The 21,207-nt window shown below is 66.4% G+C and carries 17 protein-coding genes; 10 read left to right on the top strand and 7 right to left on the bottom strand.

Going from position 1 to position 21,207, the window contains the following annotated elements:
- The first annotated feature begins 133 nt into the window (after positions 1 to 133).
- Positions 134 to 2,119, top strand: a complete 1,986-nt coding sequence (locus tag ACMZPQ_RS20185; RefSeq protein WP_414485943.1) for a T6SS phospholipase effector Tle1-like catalytic domain-containing protein — start codon at positions 134 to 136, stop codon at positions 2,117 to 2,119.
- A gap of 429 nt (positions 2,120 to 2,548) precedes the next feature.
- Entirely contained in the window at positions 2,549 to 2,935 is a 387-nt protein-coding gene (locus tag ACMZPQ_RS20180) for a hypothetical protein (RefSeq protein ID WP_197582219.1), read from the top strand.
- Positions 2,936 to 2,993: 58 nt separating this feature from the next.
- Here ACMZPQ_RS20180 and coaE read toward each other — a convergent pair whose 3' ends face one another.
- Genes coaE through ACMZPQ_RS20165 form a run of 3 tightly spaced genes read right to left on the bottom strand, consistent with a single transcriptional unit; the run spans position 2,994 to position 5,747 of the window.
- The gene (gene coaE, locus ACMZPQ_RS20175; RefSeq protein WP_197582220.1) at positions 2,994 to 3,605 is read right to left on the bottom strand and encodes a dephospho-CoA kinase; all 612 of its coding nucleotides are present in this window, start codon (positions 3,603 to 3,605) and stop codon (positions 2,994 to 2,996) included.
- Positions 3,606 to 3,616: 11 nt separating this feature from the next.
- On the bottom strand, positions 3,617 to 4,480 hold the full coding sequence (locus ACMZPQ_RS20170; protein ID WP_197582221.1) for a prepilin peptidase: 864 nt from the start codon (positions 4,478 to 4,480) through the stop codon (positions 3,617 to 3,619).
- Positions 4,481 to 4,487: 7 nt separating this feature from the next.
- Positions 4,488 to 5,747 (bottom strand): type II secretion system F family protein, encoded by a 1,260-nt coding sequence (locus tag ACMZPQ_RS20165; RefSeq protein ID WP_197582222.1) that lies wholly within the window; start codon positions 5,745 to 5,747, stop codon positions 4,488 to 4,490.
- A 353-nt stretch (positions 5,748 to 6,100) separates the two neighbouring features.
- On the opposite strand from ACMZPQ_RS20165, the gene ACMZPQ_RS20160 reads away from it, so the two are divergent.
- The 3 genes from ACMZPQ_RS20160 to pilB all read left to right on the top strand — a co-directional run bounded on the left by ACMZPQ_RS20160 (position 6,101) and on the right by pilB (position 9,042).
- Entirely contained in the window at positions 6,101 to 6,526 is a 426-nt protein-coding gene (locus ACMZPQ_RS20160) for a pilin (RefSeq protein ID WP_197582223.1), read from the top strand.
- A 152-nt stretch (positions 6,527 to 6,678) separates the two neighbouring features.
- Positions 6,679 to 7,086: a pilin gene (locus tag ACMZPQ_RS20155; RefSeq protein WP_197582224.1), complete on the top strand. Its 408-nt coding sequence runs from the start codon at positions 6,679 to 6,681 to the stop codon at positions 7,084 to 7,086.
- A 222-nt stretch (positions 7,087 to 7,308) separates the two neighbouring features.
- On the top strand, positions 7,309 to 9,042 hold the full coding sequence (gene pilB, locus ACMZPQ_RS20150) for a type IV-A pilus assembly ATPase PilB (protein ID WP_197582225.1): 1,734 nt from the start codon (positions 7,309 to 7,311) through the stop codon (positions 9,040 to 9,042).
- Positions 9,043 to 9,454: 412 nt separating this feature from the next.
- Here pilB and ACMZPQ_RS20145 read toward each other — a convergent pair whose 3' ends face one another.
- Together ACMZPQ_RS20145 and ACMZPQ_RS20140 are read right to left on the bottom strand one after the other, a co-directional pair.
- Positions 9,455 to 10,828: a sigma-54-dependent transcriptional regulator gene (locus ACMZPQ_RS20145; protein WP_197582226.1), complete on the bottom strand. Its 1,374-nt coding sequence runs from the start codon at positions 10,826 to 10,828 to the stop codon at positions 9,455 to 9,457.
- Positions 10,829 to 10,888: 60 nt separating this feature from the next.
- Positions 10,889 to 12,502: a sensor histidine kinase gene (locus ACMZPQ_RS20140; RefSeq protein WP_197582227.1), complete on the bottom strand. Its 1,614-nt coding sequence runs from the start codon at positions 12,500 to 12,502 to the stop codon at positions 10,889 to 10,891.
- 406 nt (positions 12,503 to 12,908) lie between these two features.
- Between ACMZPQ_RS20140 and sucC the strand changes: the two genes are divergently transcribed.
- The 3 genes from sucC (at position 12,909) to ACMZPQ_RS20125 (ending at position 16,851) form a co-directional block, all read left to right on the top strand.
- Complete coding sequence (gene sucC, locus ACMZPQ_RS20135; RefSeq protein ID WP_004154430.1) at positions 12,909 to 14,078, top strand: ADP-forming succinate--CoA ligase subunit beta; 1,170 nt, start codon at positions 12,909 to 12,911, stop codon at positions 14,076 to 14,078.
- A 21-nt stretch (positions 14,079 to 14,099) separates the two neighbouring features.
- Positions 14,100 to 14,975 carry a succinate--CoA ligase subunit alpha gene (gene sucD / locus ACMZPQ_RS20130; protein WP_005410793.1) on the top strand — a complete coding sequence of 292 codons (876 nt, stop codon included), beginning with the start codon at positions 14,100 to 14,102 and terminating at the stop codon, positions 14,973 to 14,975.
- Between the two features lie 241 nt (positions 14,976 to 15,216).
- Positions 15,217 to 16,851 (top strand): NAD+ synthase, encoded by a 1,635-nt coding sequence (locus ACMZPQ_RS20125; protein WP_197582228.1) that lies wholly within the window; start codon positions 15,217 to 15,219, stop codon positions 16,849 to 16,851.
- A gap of 190 nt (positions 16,852 to 17,041) precedes the next feature.
- Here the strand turns inward: ACMZPQ_RS20125 and ACMZPQ_RS20120 are convergent, their stop codons facing one another.
- The gene (locus tag ACMZPQ_RS20120; protein WP_197582229.1) at positions 17,042 to 18,244 is read right to left on the bottom strand and encodes a lipase family protein; all 1,203 of its coding nucleotides are present in this window, start codon (positions 18,242 to 18,244) and stop codon (positions 17,042 to 17,044) included.
- Between the two features lie 193 nt (positions 18,245 to 18,437).
- A complete protein-coding gene (locus ACMZPQ_RS20115; protein WP_197582230.1) occupies positions 18,438 to 19,325 on the bottom strand; it encodes an outer membrane protein assembly factor BamD in 888 nt (295 codons plus the stop codon).
- 113 nt (positions 19,326 to 19,438) lie between these two features.
- On the opposite strand from ACMZPQ_RS20115, the gene rluD reads away from it, so the two are divergent.
- A complete protein-coding gene (gene rluD, locus ACMZPQ_RS20110; protein WP_197582231.1) occupies positions 19,439 to 20,428 on the top strand; it encodes a 23S rRNA pseudouridine(1911/1915/1917) synthase RluD in 990 nt (329 codons plus the stop codon).
- On the top strand, positions 20,428 to 21,198 hold the full coding sequence (gene pgeF / locus ACMZPQ_RS20105; RefSeq protein ID WP_197582232.1) for a peptidoglycan editing factor PgeF: 771 nt from the start codon (positions 20,428 to 20,430) through the stop codon (positions 21,196 to 21,198). Before rluD ends, pgeF begins: the two co-directional genes overlap by 1 nt.
- The last annotated feature ends 9 nt before the right edge of the window (positions 21,199 to 21,207 follow it).

Genomic DNA, 21,207 nt, shown 5'->3' with positions numbered 1-21,207 from the left:
TAGTTTGACTGAACTAGGAAGATATTCCGCTTCCCGTATGGGAGCTGAAACGGATTGCGGAGTAGATGTGTCAATCGGCTGTTTCTTCGATGGGACTCGTAATCACAGGCTGGCGTCAAAGAAGCGTAAGGACATGAGCGAGAGCAATGTGTCTCGACTCTTCGACGTCTATGATCTAGGGCGAGCCAAAGAAATTGGTCGTCGGCCAACCAATTTTGCGAGCTACATCCAAGGCGTCGGTACGGAGGCGCTGAAAGAAATAGGCGACACTGGCACTGGTTGGCATGCGCGCGCTGGCGCGGCAGCCGGCTGGGGCGGCGAGGGTCGGGTGAACTGGATGCTGATGCAGGTCCAGGATCATCTCTTGACTCACTTTGCAGAGACAACCGTCACGGCCGCGATGGGCTTCGATTCCACCGTTCCCATCGCGCGCAAGATGAGCGCCGATCTCCGCCTGCACTTACAGGACGTAGAGCGCCTGGCACAGGCGGCGCGGATGTCGCTGTCCAACTACCTTGCGGTCAACCAAGGACAGGAGGAGATCGATCTTCGCAACTCACTGAGCGGCGGCTTCTGGAACATGGTCGGCGCGTTGCAACGGGTGCGTGGTACCCATCTGGCGCGTGCCGATCACACCTCGCGTCGCGCGGTGTTGCAGGAGCGACGCGACTTTCTTGCGAAGAAGGTGGCCCCGTTCCAGAAGCAGAATCCCCGTGTAGACCGCATCCGCATATCGGTGTTCGGCTTCTCGCGGGGCGCTACCGAGGCGCGCGTGTTCTGCAACTGGCTCGGCGACGCCTGTGACCACGGTCCCGGGCCGTTGCGGCTGTGTGGCATTCCCGTGCAGATCGATTTCGTGGGCTTGTTCGATACGGTCGCTTCGGTAGGCGCTGCGCAGAGCTTCTTTGAATCGGTATTCGATGGCCATGGCGGCTGGGCAACAGCCGAAGACCTGCGCATTCCCGCCGATGTGCGCCGCTGCGTGCACATGGTGGCCGCGCATGAAGTACGCGGTTCGTTCCCGGTTGACCTGGTGAACGGCGCGAACTGCGAGCAGATCATTTACCCCGGGGTACATTCGGATGTGGGCGGCGGCTACACGCCCGGTGAGCAGGGGCGTTCGCCGAAGGATGCCGACAAGCTTTCGCAGATTCCACTGTGCGACATGTACCGGCATGCGCTGGCGGCAGGCGTGCCGCTGTTGCCGATTGAGAAGGCGCGAGTGGAATTGCAGAGTCAGTTCGAGGTCTCCCCGAAACTACGCCAGCACTACAACGCGTACCTGCAGGCGATGGCGCCGTTCCTGCCGGCCAGCACCCCCGCCTCCAGGGCCAACCGCACCGCGGTGCTGATGTATGCCCATTATCGCCAGTACCTGCGATGGCGTCGGCAGCATCTGGATGACTTCGATCGCCTGCCGGGCTACCTGCAGGCGCCTGCGCAGGACCGCGCGGACCTGGGCGGCGGCAATGCCGAGCTGGTGCAGGAGGCGCGGGCGATGCGCTACAACAACGCCACCGCCCGCCTGCGCACCGAGGAACCTTTCGCGGCCCACCACGGCATGGCCACGCCGCCTCGGTTCCAAGGCATTCCCGTGCAGGATTTCGTGCAGGCGAGGTTGCGGGGCATAAAGGAACAGCAGTGGCTGGATGGCCAGATCCAAGCGATCTGGGACTCGCGGCAGGCCCCGCCGGCGCCCGTGGCAGCGTTTCTGGATGGCTACGTGCACGACTCGCGGGCATGGTTCAAGCCGTTCGGGCTGGACGATGACGAGTGGATTCACGTGCAGCGGCGCGAGCGTGAGGCGTATCAGCAGCGGATGCGCGAGCTGGATGCGATTGAGCGGTCCCACCAGGAGGCACGGGAGCGCATGCAACGCTCCGGACAGATGTTCCAGCCACGGGTGCCGTTGGGAATGTCGGTGCAGGAGCTGGAAGCGCTGACTGACTGGCGGCAGCGCCCTGACGACTTCGATGAAGCGTTGCAGCTGACCGGGCGCGAGTACCACTGGCAGTGGGGCTATCTGCGCTGGCGCACCTGCTATCTCAATCCGCCCGGTGTGGCGATTGCGGAGGCCTCTCTACGCAGGCAGCAGACTTCGGAAGATGCAGCCGCCTAGCGATCGCGCGCGTTGTCGCAACCAGCGTGCAGTCGGCGGCTGCGCCTCGCAGCTAACGCGGCCCATCGCGTCAGCTGTGTGATGGGTGCCGCGGCACGGACGTGTGGCGGCGCACGAATCGGCAAGCCCGCGCGCTGCTTGTGGTTTCCCCTACAGAACTGCTTCTCTTCGGGTGGCCTGATGGCTGTGCCGTGGCGGGTGCCCCGGCCGGGATTGGCGTCCTGAAAAAAACCGACATTCAGCTACCTATCGGTGGGCGAGGGCCCATCGTGGAAAATGCACCGTGTGCCCGGTCAACGGCGGGCGGTGTGTGGGGATTCATAAGAATCCGCTGGAGCTTCTTTGCTGATTGTTGGTCTCCGGTACGCCAACCCGCACCGTCCGCCACCTTGCCTCCGCAGGTGGCTTGCCGTCTGCGAGGAACTCACCATGTCCGCACGCCCCGAATTTCCCCATCTTTCCGCCCTCATTGGCGATGCCGTCAACCGACTGCCTGCCAATGCGGCCGAACGGCTCGAAGCCCTGCTCGATGACCCCGAAGACCTGTTGCCTGCCCTGTTGGCCCGCATGGATGGCCATGACGGCCCGGATGGTCGGCGGTGTGATGCGCAGGGTCTCAGCCCCGCGCAGGCCGCAACCCGTGCTGGGCTCGGGCGTACGCTGGCGGGCTTGGATGTGCTGGTCCAGGTGCTGCACGCCGCTGCAGCCGCACGCGAGCAGGGCGGTGCCCACCAGCAGCTCAGCTCGGATGTGGTTGATGGCTTGCTGTTGGGCGCCCGAGAGCTGGTCCGCCACGCGCGGCAACAGGTGGAGTAGCGCCGCGCGGTGCGTGGACGCGCTTCGGAAGTGCCGGCCGCTGGCCGGCAACGAGGTCTCAGCCCGCCGCCAGGCCCAGGTACCGCGCGTGCAGCTGTTCCACCTGCACCTGCAAGTCGTCCGGACGCCCGTCATTGACCACCACGTCATCGGCCAGCGCCTGCCGCTGAGCACGGCTGGCCTGGGCAGCAATCATCCGGTCGGCCAGTGCGGTGTCGATGCCATCGCGCTGCATCAGCCGCGCGTGCTGCACGGCCTCGGGGGCATCCACCAGCAATACCCGGTCCAGCCACGGATAAGCCTGCCGCCCGCCAACCTCGGTCAGCAGCGGAATGGCGGCAATCGCATAGGGGCTGTTCGCCTGCTCACACTGCTCTTGCATCAGCAGGCGGATGGCCGGGTGGGTGATGGCTTCCAGCGCTGTTCGCTCGGCCGGGTCGGCGAAGACGTGGGCACGCAGGCGCGCCCGGTCCAGGCTGCCGTCGACCAGCAGCATGTCAGCGCCGAAGCGCTCGGCGATCTGCGCCAGCGCCGGGCTGCCAGCGGCCACCACCGCGCGCGCGGCCAGGTCGGCGTCGGCCACCACGATGCCCAGCGCCTCGAAGCGCCGGGTCACCTCGCTCTTGCCGGCGGCAATACCGCCGGTCAGGCCCACTACATACCGGCTCATGGGGAATCCCCTCAGCGCAGCCCGCTCAGGACCAGATACTGCTCCACCAGCGGCGCGCCCCACATGAAGTACAACCAGCCGGCAATGGCCAGGTACGGGCCGAACGGGATGGGGGTGGCGCGGTCACGGCCCCGGCTGTACAGCCAGATCGAGCCGATGATGGCGCCCAGCACCGAGGACAGCAGGATGATCGGGAGGATGCCCTTCAGTCCGCACCAGGCGCCGAGTGCCGCCAGCAGCTTGAAATCGCCGTGGCCCATGCCTTCCTTGCCGGTCAGCTGCTTGAACAGCCACCAGACCGTCCACAACGACAGGTAGCCCACCGCCGCGCCCACCAGGGCGGGCTTGGCCGGCATGTACAGGTTATCGATGCTGCCTATCAGGCCCAGCCACATCAGCGGCAGGGTCAATTGGTCGGGCAGCAGCTGGGTGCGCAGGTCGATGCCGGACAGCGCGATCAGGAAGCAGGTCAGCACGATGGCACCGAACCCCTGCCAGCCAAAGCCGAACTGCCAGACGCAGGCCAGCACCAGCAGCGAGGTCAGGGCTTCCACCAGCGGGTACTGCAGCGAGATCGGCGCCTTGCAGTGGCGGCACTTGCCGCCCTGGATGATCCAGCTGAACAGGGGGATGTTCTCGTACCAGCTCAGCTTGTGCTTGCAGTGCGGGCAGTGCGAAGGCTCGACCACGATCCCCGGCGGGGGCGGTTCATAGAAGTCCGGTTCCTCCAGGACCTCGCGCGCATCGCGCTTCCACTGCCACTCCAGCCGCTTGGGCAGGCGTAGGATGACGACGTTCAGGAAACTGCCCAGCAGCAGTCCGAAGGCGGCCGCGGCGGGGTAGCCGAGGCCGGGATGCTGGTCTAGAAAAGCCATGTATGTGTTATCCGACGACGGCGCCGAGTTTGAAGATGGGAAGGTACATGGCAATCACCATGCCGCCCACAATGGTACCAATGAACACCATGATCATCGGTTCCAGCAGGCTGCTCAGGGCATCCACCGAATTGTTGACCTCCTGCTCATAGTACTCGGCCACCTTGAACAGCATGGCATCCAGGGCGCCGGCCTCTTCGCCGATACCGGTCATCTGGATGACCATGTGCGGGAACAGGTTGGTCTGCTTCATCGACATGTTCACCGGGTAGCCCACCGAGACGTCGTCGCGCATGCGCAGCACCGCCTCTTCGTACACGGTGTTGCCGGTGGCGCCGGCGACGATGCCCAGCGCCTCCACCAGCGGCACGCCGGCCTTGAAGGTCACCGCCGTGGTGCGCGAGAAGCGGGCGATGGCGCTGTTGTGCATGATCTGCCCGATCACCGGCACCTTCAGCACGAACCGGTCCATCGCGTGCTGCATCTTTGGCGATCGCTTGTAGGCCATGATCGCGCCCACCGCGGTGCCGATCGCGATCAGCAGCATCAGCCACCACCACGACACCATGAACCGCGACAGGTTCACCACCATCTGGGTGAAGGCGGGCAGGTCGGCGCCGAAGCTCTTGAACACGTCCTCGAACTGCGGCACCACGAATACCAGCATGATGCCGCTGACCAGCATCGCCACCACCACCACCATGATCGGGTAGAACAGCGCCTTCTTGATCTTGCCTTTCAGCGCTTCGATGTTTTCCTTGTAGGTGGCCACCGTGTCCAGCACGGTTTCCAGCACGCCGGCGCCTTCGCCGGCCCGCACCAGGTTGCGGTACAGCTCGTCGAACTGCACCGGGTGCTTGCTGACCGCCTCGTACATCGAGGAGCCGCCCTCGATATCGGTGCGGATGGTGTCCACCATCTTCTTCATCCGCGGGTTCTTGTGCCCGCTGGCGATGATGTCCAGCGCCGACACGATCGGCACGCCGGATTTCATCATCGTGGCCATCTGCCGGCTGAAGAAGGCGATGTCCTTGGGCTTGACCGGACTGCCGGCGGCACCGAACAACGGCTTCGGCTTGGGCTTGACCTGTCCCGGATTGATGCCCTGGCGGCGCAGTTCGGCACGCAGCAGGTTGGCATTCTTGGCCAGCTGCTCGCCCTTCATCTTCACGCCCCGCTTGTCGGTCCCCTCCCAGACAAACGGTTGCAGTTCCATGGTGGCGCGCGCCACCGGTTCCTTCTTGATCGCACTGCGACTGACAGACATGTTGGCTCCCCAAGACCCGCCATCCCCAGGCGGGTAACTAGCCGTGGATGGTAGCGGGTTCAAGGCCGTATGGGCAGTTGGCGGGCGGCCCAGCGTGCGATTTCGTGCCGGCTGCCGACCAAAGGTGACGTACTGCGTCACATTGCCGCGTCCATCGCAGTTTCGTAAGCGGGGGGTTCCCATCCGTGAAATTGCTGCCATCATGGGCGCGGGGAAATCCAGGGGGAGGCGTGCCGGGGTTGGCACGCAACCTGCGTTGATCCACCCGCAGGGCCCGGGGCCCGCTCAACCGGCGATGTCCGGTCCGATCCCGTGCACTGAACTCAACCACCTACTATCTTGGGGATGTACCAATGAAGAACCAGAAGGGCTTCACCCTTATCGAACTGATGATCGTCGTCGCGATCATCGCCATCCTGGCCGCCATCGCGCTGCCGGCTTACCAGGACTACACCTCGAAGTCGAAGGTCACCGCTGCGCTGGCCGACCTGGCTTCGCACAAGACCCAGTTCGAGATGGTCATCAGCGACGGTGGCACCCCGACCGTGGCCAACGCTGGCTTCCAGGCAAACAGCACTGGCGCTTGCTCCACGATCGCCGTTGCTGCGACCGGCATGACCTGCACCATCCGTGATCCGGGCCGTATCGGTGGCACTTCCACGATCGCTCTGAACTATGCCGAAGCTACCGGCACGGGTTCCACGGCTACCGCTGGCGGCTTCAGCTGCGTCACCACTGACGTGCTGGAAAAGTTCCGTCCGAAGGGTTGCACCCAGTAAGATCTACGTTCTGCGGGACGCAACGAGCCTTGGCTCAGTATGCGCCTCGAGAACCAAACACAAGGCCCGCTTCGGCGGGCCTTGTGCTGATCGGAATGTGAAAAACGGTCGGCAGGCAGCAATGGGGATTGCTGGATCAAACAGGGGGAGTCATGAACACGCAGAAGGGCTTCACGCTCATCGAACTGATGATCGTGGTGGCCATCATTGGCATCCTTGCGGGGATCGCGATGGTGGCGTTCCAGCCGTACATCATCCGCACCCAGCTGACCGCCGCGCTGGGCGATATCAGTCCTGGCAAAACGCTGGTTGAAATCGTCGTCTATCAAGGACGTCCAGTCAGCGAAGTCACACCCAATCTCATCGGCGGCGCCCAGAACGCCCACTGCTCGACCGTTGAAGCCGAACTCAGCGAATCCGGTGTCGGCCACATCAGCTGCACCTTGAAGGGACACAGCGCGCTGGAAGGCAAAGACCTCATCCTGCGCCGCTCGGCCGAGGGCATCTGGAGCTGCGATGGCAGCGCGTTCGAAGAACGCTATCGCCCGACCGGCTGCTGATCACAGTTCAGCGCTTCGATGGGATGCCGGCCAAGCCTTGACGGGGCTATCATCACCGGGGGAGTCAGGATCGTGCCTGCCAGGCCGGAAGCGCCGGGCAAGGCAGTGTTGCTCATGGATTGGCGATGCCGGTGGCCGTGGGGTCACGGCAGGTTCTGCTGCCCCGTGCGATGCCCGTGCCACGTGCGCGGCACTGCATGACCCCATGAGCCAAGGATTCCTATGAACGCTGTCACCACCGCCAATCTTGTCGGCATCACTGGCCTGGCCCGTCGCCTGGTGCAGGACGGTGCCCTGGACGAGGCCAGCGCCCGCGACGCCATGGCCAAGGCCGCGGCCGCCCGCCAGCCGCTGCCGACGTGGTTCGCGCAGAACAAGCTGGTCAATGCCTCGCAGCTGGCCGCCGCCAACGCGGTCGAGTTCGGCATGCCGCTGTTCGACGTGTCCACCTTCGACGCCAACCAGAACGCGATGAGCCTGGTCAGCGAGGAACTGCTGCGCAAACACAACGTGCTGCCGCTGTTCAAGCGCGGCGGCAAGCTGTTTGTCGGCACCAGCAACCCGACCCACTCGCTGGACGAGATCAAGTTCCACACCAACCTGGTGGTGGAGCCGATCCTGGTCGACGAGGACCAGATCCGCCGCACCCTGGAACAGTGGCATGCCAGCCACGACACCATCGGCGACGCCTTGGGCGGCGACGACGAGGGCATGGGCAACCTGGACGTGGCGGCGGGCGACGAGGATCTCGGCGCCAGTGGCAGCGATTCCGGCATTGACGCCAAGGGCGACGACACCCCGGTGGTGAAGTTCGTCAACAAGGTGCTGGTCGATGCGATCCGCAAGGGCGCGTCGGACATCCACTTCGAACCCTACGAAGACGACTACCGCGTGCGCCTGCGCATCGACGGCCTGCTGAAGATGGTGGCGCGCGCACCGGTGAAGTTGAACCAGCGCATCGCCGCGCGCCTGAAGGTCATGGCGCAGCTGGACATCGCCGAGAAGCGCGTGCCGCAGGACGGACGCATCAAGCTCAACCTGTCCAAGACCAAGCAGATCGACTTCCGCGTCAGCACGCTGCCGACGCTGTTTGGCGAGAAGGTGGTGCTGCGTATCCTGGACGGCAGCGCGGCCAAGCTGGGCATCGACAAGCTGGGCTACGAGCCGGACCAGCAGAAGCTGTTCCTGGATGCCATCCACAAGCCGTACGGCATGGTGCTGGTGACCGGCCCGACCGGTTCGGGCAAGACGGTGTCGCTGTATACCGCGCTGGGCATCCTCAACGACGAGACCCGCAACATCTCCACCGCTGAAGATCCGGTGGAAATCCGCCTGCCCGGCGTCAACCAGGTGCAGCAGAACAACAAGCGCGGCATGACCTTCGCTGCGGCGCTGCGCTCGTTCCTGCGCCAGGACCCGGACATCATCATGGTCGGCGAAATCCGCGACCTGGAAACGGCGGAGATCGCGATCAAGGCGGCGCAGACCGGCCACATGGTGTTGTCGACGCTGCACACCAACGATGCGCCGCAGACCATCGCGCGCCTGATGAACATGGGTATCGCGCCGTACAACATCACCAGCTCGGTGACGCTGGTGATCGCCCAGCGCCTGGCGCGCCGGTTGTGCAACGCCTGCAAGCGCCCGTCCAATCTGCCGGAGCATGCGCTGCTGGCCGAGGGTTTCACCCAGGCGCAGCTGGACGCGGGCATCGAACTGTACGAAGCCGTGGGCTGCGACGAATGCACCGAGGGCTACAAGGGGCGTACCGGTCTCTACCAGGTGATGCCGATGACCGATGAGATCGCCACCATCGTGCTGGCCGGCGGCAACGCGCTGCAGATTGCCGAGGCCGCGCAGCAGATCGGGGTGAATGACCTGCGGCAGTCGGCGTTGAAGAAGGCCGCAGCGGGCATCACCAGCCTGGCCGAGATCAACCGCGTCACCAAGGATTGAGGTAGATCCACGCCATGCGTGGACGGCGCGATGCATGAGGCTGCCGGCCAGCGGCCGGCCCTACCAGGGTTGTGGGTAGATCCACGCCATGCGTGGATGCCGCGATACCATGAGGTTGCCGGCCAGCGGCCGGCACTACCCGGTGTGTGGGTAGATCCACGCCATGCGTGGATGGCGCGATGCATGAGGTTGCCGGCCAGCGGCCGGCCCTACCCGGTGTGTGGGTAGATCCACGCCATGCGTGGATGCCGCGATGCGTGAGGTTGCCAGCCAGCGGCCGGCACTACCCGGTGTGTGGGTAGATCCACGCCATGCGTGGATGCCGCGATGCATGAGGTTGCCGGCCAGCGGCCGGCCCTACCCGGTGTGTGGGTCGATCCACGCCATGCGTGGATGGCGCGACCCGCGGCCCTTACTCCATCCCCAGCTTCTTCAGCTTGTAGCGCAGCGCACGGAAGGTAATGCCCAGCTGTGCGGCGGTGCGGGTCTTGTTCCAGCGGTTTTCTTCCAGCGCGCGCTGGATGGCGCTGCGCTCGAGCTGCTCGATGTAGGAGGGCAGGGCGGCGCTGCCCGGCTGCAGGTCGGCCACTGCTTCAGCGGGGGCGGCACTGCCAGGGCCGCGCGGGGCGTGCTGTGGCAGGCGCAGGTCATCAGCGCCGATGCAGTCTTCCTCGGCCAGCGCCAAGGCACGTTCCAGGATGTTCTCCAGCTCGCGCACGTTGCCGGGGAAGCCGTAAAGCGCCAACGCTTCCAGCGCTGAGGGCGCCAGCAGCGGGGTGGCGCGGCCGTGGCTGCGGGCCAGTCGCGTCAGTATTGCGGCGGCCAGTTCCGGCAGGTCCTGGCGGCGCTCGCGCAGCGGTGGCACCTTCAGCTCGATGACGTTGATGCGGTAGTACAGGTCGTGGCGGAAGCGTCCGTCTTCGACCAGCTCGGCCAGGTCCTTGTGGGTGGCCGAGAGGATGCGTACGTCCACCGGCTCTTCGTTGGCGGCACCGACCGCGCGCACCGACTTCTCCTGGATCGCGCGCAGCAGCTTCACCTGCATCTGCAGGGGCAGCTCGGCCACCTCGTCCAGGAACAGGGTGCCGCCATGCGCGGCCTGGAACAGGCCGGGCTTGTCGGCATGCGCGCCGCTGAAGCTGCCCTTGCGGTGGCCGAAGAACTCGCTCTCCATCAGTTCGCCCGGGATGGCGCCGCAGTTGACCGGCACGAACGGGCCGGCCGCGCGCGCGCCCTGGGCATGGATGGTGCGCGCGACCAGTTCCTTGCCGACCCCGGATTCGCCCAGGATGTAGACCGGTGCCTGGCTGCGCGCGACCTTGCCGATGGTGGTCCGCAGCACGTCCATGGCCGGCGAATCGCCAAGCAGGCGCGCGCCCTGCTCGGCACTGGGGCCGGGCGCGGGGCGCTCGGCGTTGTTGAGTTCCAGCGCGTGCTTGACCAGGCCACGCAGCACCGAGATGTCCACCGGCTTGCTGACGAAGTCGAAGGCGCCGGCCTTCAGGGCTTCCACGGCCAGGTCCATGCTGCCGAAGGCGGTGATCATCGCCACCGGGGTGCGCGGGTAGTGCTGGGCGATTTCGCTGACCAGCTCGATGCCGTTGCCATCCGGCAGGCGCATGTCGGTGATGCACAGGTCATACGGATTGCTGGCCAGCAGCTCGCGCGCTTCGGCAAGGTTGGCGGCGGTACTGATACGCAGCCCCATGCGGCCGAGGGTCAGTACCAGCAGTTCGCGGATGTCGCGTTCATCGTCGACGACGAGGGCGCTGCGGGTTTCGTTCATGGGCGTGAAAGATAAACGAGGGGGCTGGATGCGACAAATGTTTGACGCACGGATTCGGAATCAGGTCGGCAACAGCGTGTGCGGGCCGGGCAGCACCAGGCGGAAGCAGGACCCCCCGGCCGGCACCGGGATGTAGTCCAGGCGCGCCTGGTTGGCCCGGCACAGCTCGCGGGCGATGTACAGGCCCAACCCGGTGCCGTGCTCGGAGGTGGTGAAGAACGGACGGAACAGCTGCGCGGCCACGCTTTCGGGGATGCCCGGGCCGCGGTCCATCACATCGATCACCGCGCTGCGCTCATGCTGGGCCACGCGCAGGCGCACCCGCGCCGGCTGCTGGCCGATCCGCCCGTACTTCAGCGCGTTGTGGACCAGCACGGTCAGCACCTGGTACAGGTGGCGGGTATCGACCTGCGCCATCACCGAGGTGTCGTTGATGATCGGTTCGATGCTGTCCGTCTCCAGCGTCTGCCCCTGCTTGTACTCCAGCACGAAGCGACGCACGAAGGCCGCCAGGTCCACGTTTTCGGGGGTGGCGCGTTCGCGCCGGGCCAGGCCCAGCACGCTTTCGACGATGCCGTTGGTGCGCTGGCACTGCTGGCGGATGATCTGCAGCAGGCGGCGGTCGCTCTCGTTGAAGCCGGTGCCTTCCTCCAGCAGCTGCACGGCATAGTTGATCGCGGCCAGCGGATTGCGGATCTCGTGCGCGAGGCTGGCCGAGAAGCGTCCCATCGCCGACAGGGTGAGTGATTCGGCGCGGCGCGAAACCACGCTGGAATCGTCCAGGAACACCAGGGCGAGGTCGCTGCCGGCGAGCAGGCGGGCGAAGCGCGGTTGCACTTCCGGCTGGTCCGGATTGAGCTGCATCGGCAGTTCGTCCTGCGCCCAGCCGTTGCGCCAGCGCTGCAGGCGGCGCGCCAGTTCGGGCGCGGCGCTGGCCAGGTCCAGGCGCCCGCTCTCGCCGTTGCCGTCGTTGTCGCCGAGCAGCACCGAGGCGGCTTCATTGGCCAGGGTGATGCGGTTGTCGGCGTCGACCACCAGGACGCCGGTGCGCATGCGGCGGATGATCAGTTCGTTGATCTGGAACAGGTTGGCCACTTCGTCGCCGCGCTGGTTGGCCAGCTGCTGGTTGCGGCGTGCGCGGCTGCCGACCTGGTAACTGATGAAGGCCAGTGCCAGGTAGCTGGTGGCGAACATCGCCAGCTCGGCCAGGGTGCGGGTCGGGTCGCCGCCTTCCAGCAGCTTCCAGGCGTATTCGACGCCGGTGGCCAGGCTGGCGGCCAGCGCCAGGCCCAGGCCCAGGCTGAGCGGCAGCAGGGTGGCGGCGGCGGCGAGGTTGAACAGCAGCGACATCGAGATGCCGGCACTGGCGCCGGGCAGGGCGTGCGAGAGCAGGGTGGCGGCGACGATGTCCACCAGCACGCCGCTTACCACGATCGGGCGCAGCCAGCGTTCGTTGCGGCCGATCATCAAGGCCAGCAACGACAGCACCAGATAGATGGCAGCGACGGTATCGGCCAGGCGCGGGTGATGGGCCTCGCCGACCAGGGCCGACAACGGGCTGTAGAGCAGGGCGGCGATGACCGCCGCGATCAGCACCCGGTACAGCGCGAAGAAGTACAGCTCACGCCGCGGGATCGATTCGATGCGGTCGATCAATGAAGCACTGGGTGACACGCCGGAACTCCCCTTCTGGCTGCCTGGGTGTGGAATCTGCGGCGGGCCCGTCCGGCGTCCCCTGAGGCCGGGCGGCTACGTCGCGTTTACCTGCATTGGGGTGGACGCGGTCGAGCATGCCCGGCCGTACCCACCTTGATTGACCAGTATAGGGCCCCCGGCACGGCACCGCCGGAAACAGGCCGGACCGCGCAATCGGGTGCCCACTGATACCGGTGGCCCACCGCGGCCCCGGCGCAACTGCCTGAATGACGGCGGAAATCTGGCCGGTTCTGGCATTTTGTACAGACTTCTTTGCGCCCCGGCGCTGGCTCGGCCACAATAGTGGGCCCGCCGCGGTCCATGCCGGCGCCCCGCCGGGGCCCTGAGGAATTGCGTGCGGTCGTTCCTATTCCCACGGTGACGCATGAATTTCCACGAATACCAGTCAAAACAACTGCTTGCCGAGTACGGCATCCCGGTCCCGGCCGGCAAGGTCGCTGCGACCCCGGACGAAGCGGTTGCCGCTGCCAACTCCCTGGGCCAGGGCCCCTGGATGGTCAAGGCGCAGATCCACGCTGGCGGCCGCGGCAAGGCTGGCGGCGTCAAGTTCTGCAAGACCACCGACGACGTGAAGGCCGCTGCGGCCAAGATGCTCGGCACCAAGATGGCCACCTACCAGACCGCAGGCGTTGAACTGCCGGTCAACCTGGTACTGGTGACCACCGCCGGCGAGATCGTCAAGGAACTGTACCTGTCGGTGCTGGTCGACCGTGGCACCAAGACCATCACCTACATCGCCTCTTCGGAAGGCGGCGTGGAAATCGAGCAGGTTGCGGCTGAAACCCCGGAGCTGATCCACTCGCTGAACGTCGACTTCGTCGAAGGCGTGCAGGGCTACCACGGCCGTGATTTCGGCTTCAAGCTGGGCCTGACCGCCAAGCAGGCCGGCCAGTTCGCCAGCATCATGGTGAACCTGTACCGCCTGTTCAACGAAAAGGACCTGGCCCTGGTTGAAATCAACCCGCTGGCCATCCTGGACGACGGCAACCTGTACGCGCTGGACGGCAAGTTCGACAGCGACGACAACGCCGCGTTCCGCCAGAAGGCCCTGGTCGCCATGCGCGACAAGACCCAGGAAGATCCGACCGAAGTGATCGCTTCGGAACTGGACATCAACTACGTCACCATGGACGGCAACATCGGCTGCATGGTCAACGGCGCCGGCCTGGCCATGGCCACCATGGACGTCATCAAGCTCAACGGCGGCGAGCCGGCGAACTTCCTGGACGTGGGCGGCGGTGCCAACAAGCAGCGCGTGATCGAAGCCTTCAAGCTGATCCTGTCCTCGGACAAGGTCGAAGGCATCTTCGTCAACATCTTCGGCGGCATCGTCCGCTGCGACATGATTGCCGAAGGCATCATCGCCGCCGTGAAGGAAGTGGGCGTCAAGGTTCCGGTCGTGGTGCGCCTGGAAGGCACCAACGTGGAAGAAGGCAAGCAGCTGCTGCGTGACAGCGGCATGGCCATCATCCCGGCTGACAACATCAACGATGGCGCCAAGAAGATCGTTGAAGCTGTCAAGAACGCCGCCTGATACCGACACCAAGGAATTCCAATGTCTGTTTTGATCAACAAGAACACCAAGGTGATCGTGCAGGGCTTCACCGGCCAGCAGGGCACCTTCCACGCCACTCAGATGATCGAGTACGGCACCCAGGTTGTCGGCGGCGTGACCCCGGGCAAGGGTGGCACCACCCATATCGACCTGCCGGTCTTCAACACCGTGGCCGACGCCGTGCAGAGCACCGGCGCCAACGCTTCGGTCATCTACGTGCCGCCGCCGTACGCGGCTGACGCGATCCTGGAAGCCGCTGCTGCCGGCATCAAGGTCATCGTCTGCATCACCGAAGGCATCCCGGTGCTGGACATGCTGCGCGTCAAGAACGTGCTGACCCGTTCGCATCCGGACACCGTGCTGATCGGGCCGAACTGCCCGGGCGTCATCACCCCGGGTGAGTGCAAGATCGGCATCATGCCGGGCCACATCCACCAGCCGGGCAAGATCGGCATCGTGTCGCGTTCGGGCACCCTGACCTATGAAGCGGTCAAGCAGACCACCGAAGTCGGCCTGGGCCAGTCCACCTGCATCGGCATCGGTGGTGACCCGATCAACGGCCTGAACTTCGTCGACTGCCTGAAGCTGTTCAACGAAGACCCGCAGACCGAAGGCATCATCATGGTCGGCGAAATCGGCGGCGACGCTGAAGAAGCCGGTGCCGAGTACATCAAGAACCACGTGAAGAAGCCGGTCGTCGGCTTCATCGCCGGTGCGTCGGCTCCGGCCGGCAAGCGCATGGGCCACGCCGGCGCGATCGCCTCGGGCGGCAAGGGCACCGCGGAAGGCAAGTTTGCCGCCATGGAAGCTGCTGGCGTCGTCACCGTGCGTTCGCCGGGCGACCTGGGCGCTGCCATCGCCAAGCTGGTGAAATAAGATCGACTGCCTTCGGCAGACGATTCTGTAGAGCCGGCCGCTGGCCGGCTGCTTCAAACAGAAAGGCCGCCTCCGGGCGGCCTTTCTGCGTCTGGTGTCCTGGTCATCCGGCCAACCCCATCCACGCATGGCGTGGATCTACTGAGGGGAGCCCATGCACGCATGGCGTGGAGCTACTGGGCAGGGTGCGTACACGGTGCGGCGCTACAATGGGCGCATTGCAACCACAGGCTGGATTCCCATGGCTTCGATCCGCATCGCGATGGCGCAGTTCGACTTCCCGGTCGGCGATGTCGCCGGCAACACCGAGCGCATCATCGAGATGATCGGCCAGGCGCGCGAGGAGTACGGCGCCGAGCTGGTGCTGTTCCCCGAGCTGGCCGTGAGCGGTTACCCGCCGGAAGACCTGCTGCTGCGTCCCGGCTTCCTGTACGAGTGCGAGCAGGCGATGGGCCGTATCGCCGCGGCCTGCCGTGGCATCACCGCTGTGGTCGGCTGGCCGCAGGCGGCCGGTGCGGTGGTCTACAACGCCGCCAGCGTGCTGCGTGACGGCCTGGTCGAGCAGACCTACCGCAAGCGCGAGCTGCCCAACTACGCGGTGTTCGACGAGCGTCGTTACTTCGACGTCGATCCGGACGGTGGCAGCTGCGTGTTCGAGGTCAATGGCATTGCCGTGGGCGTGCTGATCTGCGAAGACCTGTGGTTCGCCGAGCCGTTGGCCGACACCGTGCGGGCCGGCGCGCAGCTGGTGGTGGTGCCCAATGCCTCGCCGTACGAGCGCGGCAAGCATGCCCAGCGCGATGCGGTGCTGGCCGCGCGCACCCGCGAGAGTGGGGCGGCGATTGCCTATCTCAACGTGGTCGGCGGCCAGGACGCGCTGGTGTTCGATGGCGCCTCGGTGGTGGCCGATGGTGACGGCACGGTGCACCCGGCTGCCGCCGCCTTCGTCGACCAGTGGCTGGTGGTGGACTACGACGGCGCCAGCCGTCGCTTCATGCCACACGTGTGGATGGACGACGGCGACGAAAGCATGGATGCACTGGCCTGGCGCGCGGTGACCCGTGGCATCCAGGACTACTGCCGCAAGAACGGCTTCAAGAAGGTGTGGCTGGGCCTGTCCGGCGGCATCGATTCAGCGCTGGTGCTGGCCATGGCCGTGGACGCGATGGGTGCTGAGAACGTCACCGCGGTTCGACTGCCGTCGCGCTACACCGCCGGCCTGTCCAACGACCTGGCGGCCGAGCAGTGCCAGGCGCTGGGTGTGAAGCTGGAAGCGGTGTCGATCGAACCGGCATTCAAGGGGCTGATGGAATCGCTGGCGCCGATGTTCGAGGGCACCACGCCGGACGTGACCGAGGAAAACCTGCAGTCGCGCAGCCGCGGCGTGATCCTGATGGCGCTGGCCAACAAGTTCGGTGGCCTGCTGCTGACCACCGGCAACAAGAGCGAGTACGCGGTGGGCTACGCCACCATCTACGGCGATATGTGCGGTGGCTACGCGCCGTTGAAGGACCTCTACAAGACCGAAGTGTTCGGCCTGTCCAAGTGGCGCAATACCGTCGGTGGCGCGCCGGTGATCCCGCCGGCGGTGATCAGCCGCCCGCCGTCGGCCGAGCTGCGCGAGAACCAGCTGGACCAGGATTCGCTGCCGGCTTACGACGTGCTGGACGGCATCCTGTACCGCTACATCGACCAGGAGCAGTCGCGAGGGGAGATCGTGGCCGCCGGCTATGACGCGGCCGTGGTCGACCGCGTTCTGCGGCTGGTGCGCATCAGCGAGTGGAAGCGGCACCAGGCCGCACCGGGCCCGAAGGTGTCGCGGCGTGCGTTCGGGCGCGAGCGCCGTTACCCGATCAGCAACGGCTACAAGGGCTGAGGCGGTGGTGGGCGGGTAGTGCCGGCCGCTGGCCGGCAACCCGTACACCGCGCATCCACGCATGGCGTGGATCTACCCGACGAGAGGTGGCGCACCGCGTATCCACGCAAGGCGTGGATCTACCAGACGACAGGTAGTGCCGGCCGCTGGCCGGCAACCCGTACACCGCGCATCCACGCATGGCGTGGATCTACCGAACGTCGTTGAGCAGTTGTTCGAGGCCGGCAGTTTCGGCAGCTTCATCGAAGTGGCCGTCCCCCAGCCGCGCACGCACGAAGGCCAGGCCATCGGCGGCGGACGCGTCCAGCGTGCCGCGGTGGTCGACCGGGTAGCGCCGGAATGCCACCGGCTCGCCGCGCAGGGCCAGGCCTGCGGCATACAGCAGGGTGGTCAGGTAGGGCACGTCGCGATCCTCGCTGCCGTGCGCCAGCAGCAGCGGCTGGCTGAAGCCATGGCGCGGCACGCCCAGGTAGTCGTGCAGCAGCGTCCAGATGCCCGGCACGGTGGTCAGCGGCGCGCTGAACATCGACCCGGTATCGGCCCCCTCCAATGTGGCCGCCAGTTCCCCCAGGCACTGCTTGCGTGCCAGCGCGACGCGGGCGCGCCCTTCATCGCTGAGGACGCGGTCGATCCGTGGCGCGACCTGCAACAGGCCATCGAGCAGATAGGCGTGATAGGCGTTGAGTGCGCCGGGATTGGCCGTGCGGTTGTCGGGCTTCATCACCAGCGCGGTCAGCTCGACCGTGGTAGGCGTGCCGGTGGTGAAGCTGCCGCGGTACTGCAGGGAAGGGCCACCATAGGCAGGTGCCAGATGCCCGGCAGTGAGGGCTGCAGCACCGCCCTGCGAATGGCCAACCGAGACCCAGCGCGGCGACAGCGCGGAGGCGCCCAGATACTGCCGGCTGGCCTTGACCAGATCGATGGCGTTGCGTGCCGCCGTCCGGACATGCAGGTAGGCGTGGTCGCCGGGGCTGCCGAGCCCCTGGTAATCGGCGGCGACCACGGCATAGCCCTGGGCCAGGAACTGATCGAGGAAACGCCCGTCGCGTTCGGGCTGGTAGGGGCCGGAGACCGAGGGAGCGCAGCGATCGGCGATGCCCTGGGTGCCATGTGCCCACGACACCACCGGCCAGCCCCCAATGGGCGCCGCGCCAGTGGGGAGGTACAGCAGCCCGGTGCCTTGGGCCAGCTGGCCGCGGTCGTCCGGGGTACGGTAGTGCAGCTTGTATGCCTGCGCGGCCCTGGAAGGCACCCACGGCGCTCGATAGGGCGCAGCGGAGAGCAGATCACCCGGTGCCGGCGGGGCGGCGCTCAGCGGGCCGGCGGCCGGCACCAGAAGGGCGGCCATGATCAGGGCGGGCAGGGGTCGGAAACGGCGGCGGGGTCGGGACATCGAAGCACTCCTTGCAGGCCGGAATGGCCACTGCGCGGCAGTCTGGCGGTCGATGTCCGCGCCGATTGAGACCGGCGTCGCAACCCTTGGGGATTCGGAGGATTCCTAGGGCGCAGGGCCAGTGCCGCGCCTGCCATCCACGCAGGGCGTGGATCTACCGAAAAAGAGAAGGGCCCCTTGCGGGGCCCTTTTTTTACTTCTTTTCCAGTCGCGCGTTGCGCTGGCCGGTACTGGCGGACTTCTCGCCAGCGAACGGATTCAACTTGCGGATCATCCACGGGTACTTCGGCCACTTGCCTTCCAGCCACGGGTGGTCCGGCTGGTTCAGCTGCAGGACGCGACGGGCGTCGTCGGCCAGGGTCTTGTTGCCCAGGTGGGTGTAGGAGTCGGCCAGCACCGCGACAGCGTCGTACTGGAAGGCGCTCTGCGGGTAGTTTTCCAGCAGGTAGTTGGCGCGGCCGGCGGCCGAGATCCAGGCGCCACGGCGCATGTAGTACAGGGCGTTGTCCAGCTCGTGCTGGGCGAACACGTCACGCAGCTCCAGCATGCGCTGGCGGGCATCGGCGGCATAACGGCTGTTCGGGTAGCGGTCGACCACGATGTTGAAGTCCGAGTACGCCTGGTGCGGCGTGGACAGATCGCGGCGGCTGGCGTCCAGCGACCATACGCGGCGCAGGAAAACCGTACTGCGGTTGGAGTTGGCCAGGCCGCGCAGGTAGTACAGGTACGCGATGTTGCGATGGGTCGGGTAGGTACGGATGAAGCGGTCGATGCTGGACACCGCGTCATCGTGCTTGCCGGCCTTGTACTGGGCGTAGGCGGTTTCGATCATCGCCTGTTCGGTGTACGGGCCGTACGGATACTGGGCCACCAGGCGGCGGAAGCTGCTTTCAGCCCCGCTCCAGTTGCCACCCTGCATCAGCTTGTGGCTCTTCTCGTACAACTGTTCGACCGGCGTCCCTTCATCGGGGCGATCGCCCTTCTTGGCGCCACGGTGGCAGCCGGTGGCGGCGATGACCAGCACCAGCAGCAGGGCGGTGAGGCGGACGGGCGCGGAGAGCATGGAGGAGCGTCGGATCATGAGGTCGAGGCGGGACGCGGCTGGAATACGAAGGGTCGATGATAGCCTAGTGTCCTGTCCAGCGACTGAAACCGGCCGCCGGGACCCCAAAATTTCAAAGAATGCCCCCTGCCATGTCTGAACAACCCTCTGAATCGGCCCGCCAGGCCATCGTCCCCGACACCGCGACCGGCCGTCGTTTCGACGCCGTTGTGGCCGAATTGTTCCCCGAATACTCGCGTTCGCGCCTGACCGAGTGGATCAAGACCGGCGATGTCCTGCTGGACGGCGCGCAGGTGCGCCCGCGCGACCCGCTGCGCGGTGGCGAGGTCGTGACCCTCAATGTGGTGCTGGAAACCCAGACCGATGCCCAGCCGGAGGACATCCCGCTGGACGTGCTGTTCGAGGACGAGCACCTGCTGGTGATCAACAAGCCGGTCGGCCTGGTGGTCCACCCGGGCGCGGGCAACCACAGCGGCACCCTGGTCAACGCCCTGCTGTTCCGCGACCCGTCGGTTGCAGTGCTGCCGCGTGCCGGCATCGTGCACCGCCTGGACAAGGACACCAGCGGCGTGATGGTGGTGGCCAAGACCCTGGAAGCGCAGACCGCGCTGGTCGAGCAGCTGGCTGCGCGCGACGTGCACCGCCAGTACCTGGCGATCGTGATGGGGGCGCTGGTGGCCGGCGGCACTGCCGATGCGCCGATCGACCGCCACCCGCGCGACCGCCTGAAGATGGCGGTGCGCGAGGACGGCAAGGAAGCGATCACCCATTACCGCCTGCGCGAGCGCTTCCGTGCGCACACGGCGCTGGAGTGCCGCCTGGAAACCGGCCGTACCCACCAGATCCGCGTGCACATGGCGCATGTGCGCCACCCGATCATCGGCGACCCGCTGTACGGCGGCGCGCTGAAGCTGCCCAAGGGCGCCAGCGACGAGCTGGTGGCCGCGCTGCGTGGCTTCAAGCGCCAGGCCCTGCATGCCGAAACCCTGGAGTTCACCCACCCGATCACCGGTGAGCCGGTGCGCAACACCGCACCGGTGCCGGAGGACATGCTGCACCTGATGAAGGTGCTGCGCGAAGACAGCGAAGCCTTCGCCGCACGCGAGCGGGACCGCTGGTGATGGCGGCCGCGCTGCCGTTGCTGCAGGCCGATTGGCCAGCGCCAGCAGGCGTCCATGCGCTGACCACGCGCCGGCATGGCGCGGGCATCTCGCCGGCGCCGTTCGCGCAGTTCAACCTGGGCAACCGGCACGCGGCCGATGGCGACACCCCGGCCAACGTCGAGCACAACCGGCAGCTGCTGCAGCAGGGGCTGGCGCTGCCGTCCTCGCCGCATTGGCTGCGCCAGGTGCACAGCAGTACCGTGCTGCGCTTCAACGCACCACCGGTGGAAGGCGCGAGCGAGCCGGTGGCCGACGCCGCGGTGACCTCGGTGCCGGGCGTGGTGCTGGCGATCCTGACCGCCGACTGCCTGCCGGTGGTGTTCGCCGCGGCCGATGGCAGCGAAGTGGGCGCGGCCCATGCCGGCTGGCGTGGGTTGGCCGACGGCATGCTGGAGGCCACCGTGGCCGCGATGCAGACGCCGCCGGCGCAGCTGCGGGCCTGGCTGGGCCCGGCTGCCGGACCAGCGGACTATGAGATCGGCGAGGAGGTTTTCCATGCCTTCGTCGGCCATGATCCGGCCGCCGAAGCGGCGTTCGTGGCCACCCGCGCCGGTCACTGGAAGGTGGACCTGTTCGCGCTGGCGCGGCAGCGGCTGCAGGCAGCGGGGATGGACCCGGCGCAGGTCCATGGCGGCACGGTGTCGACCATGGCCGATCCGGACCTGTATTCGCACCGGCGCGACCGTCGCACTGGACGCATGGCGACGCTGGCCTGGATCGCCCCCTGAGTACGCCCT

This window comes from Stenotrophomonas maltophilia (assembly GCF_047497515.2).
Lineage (GTDB): Bacteria > Pseudomonadota > Gammaproteobacteria > Xanthomonadales > Xanthomonadaceae > Stenotrophomonas.
This window is presented reverse-complemented; position numbering and strand designations above follow the sequence as displayed.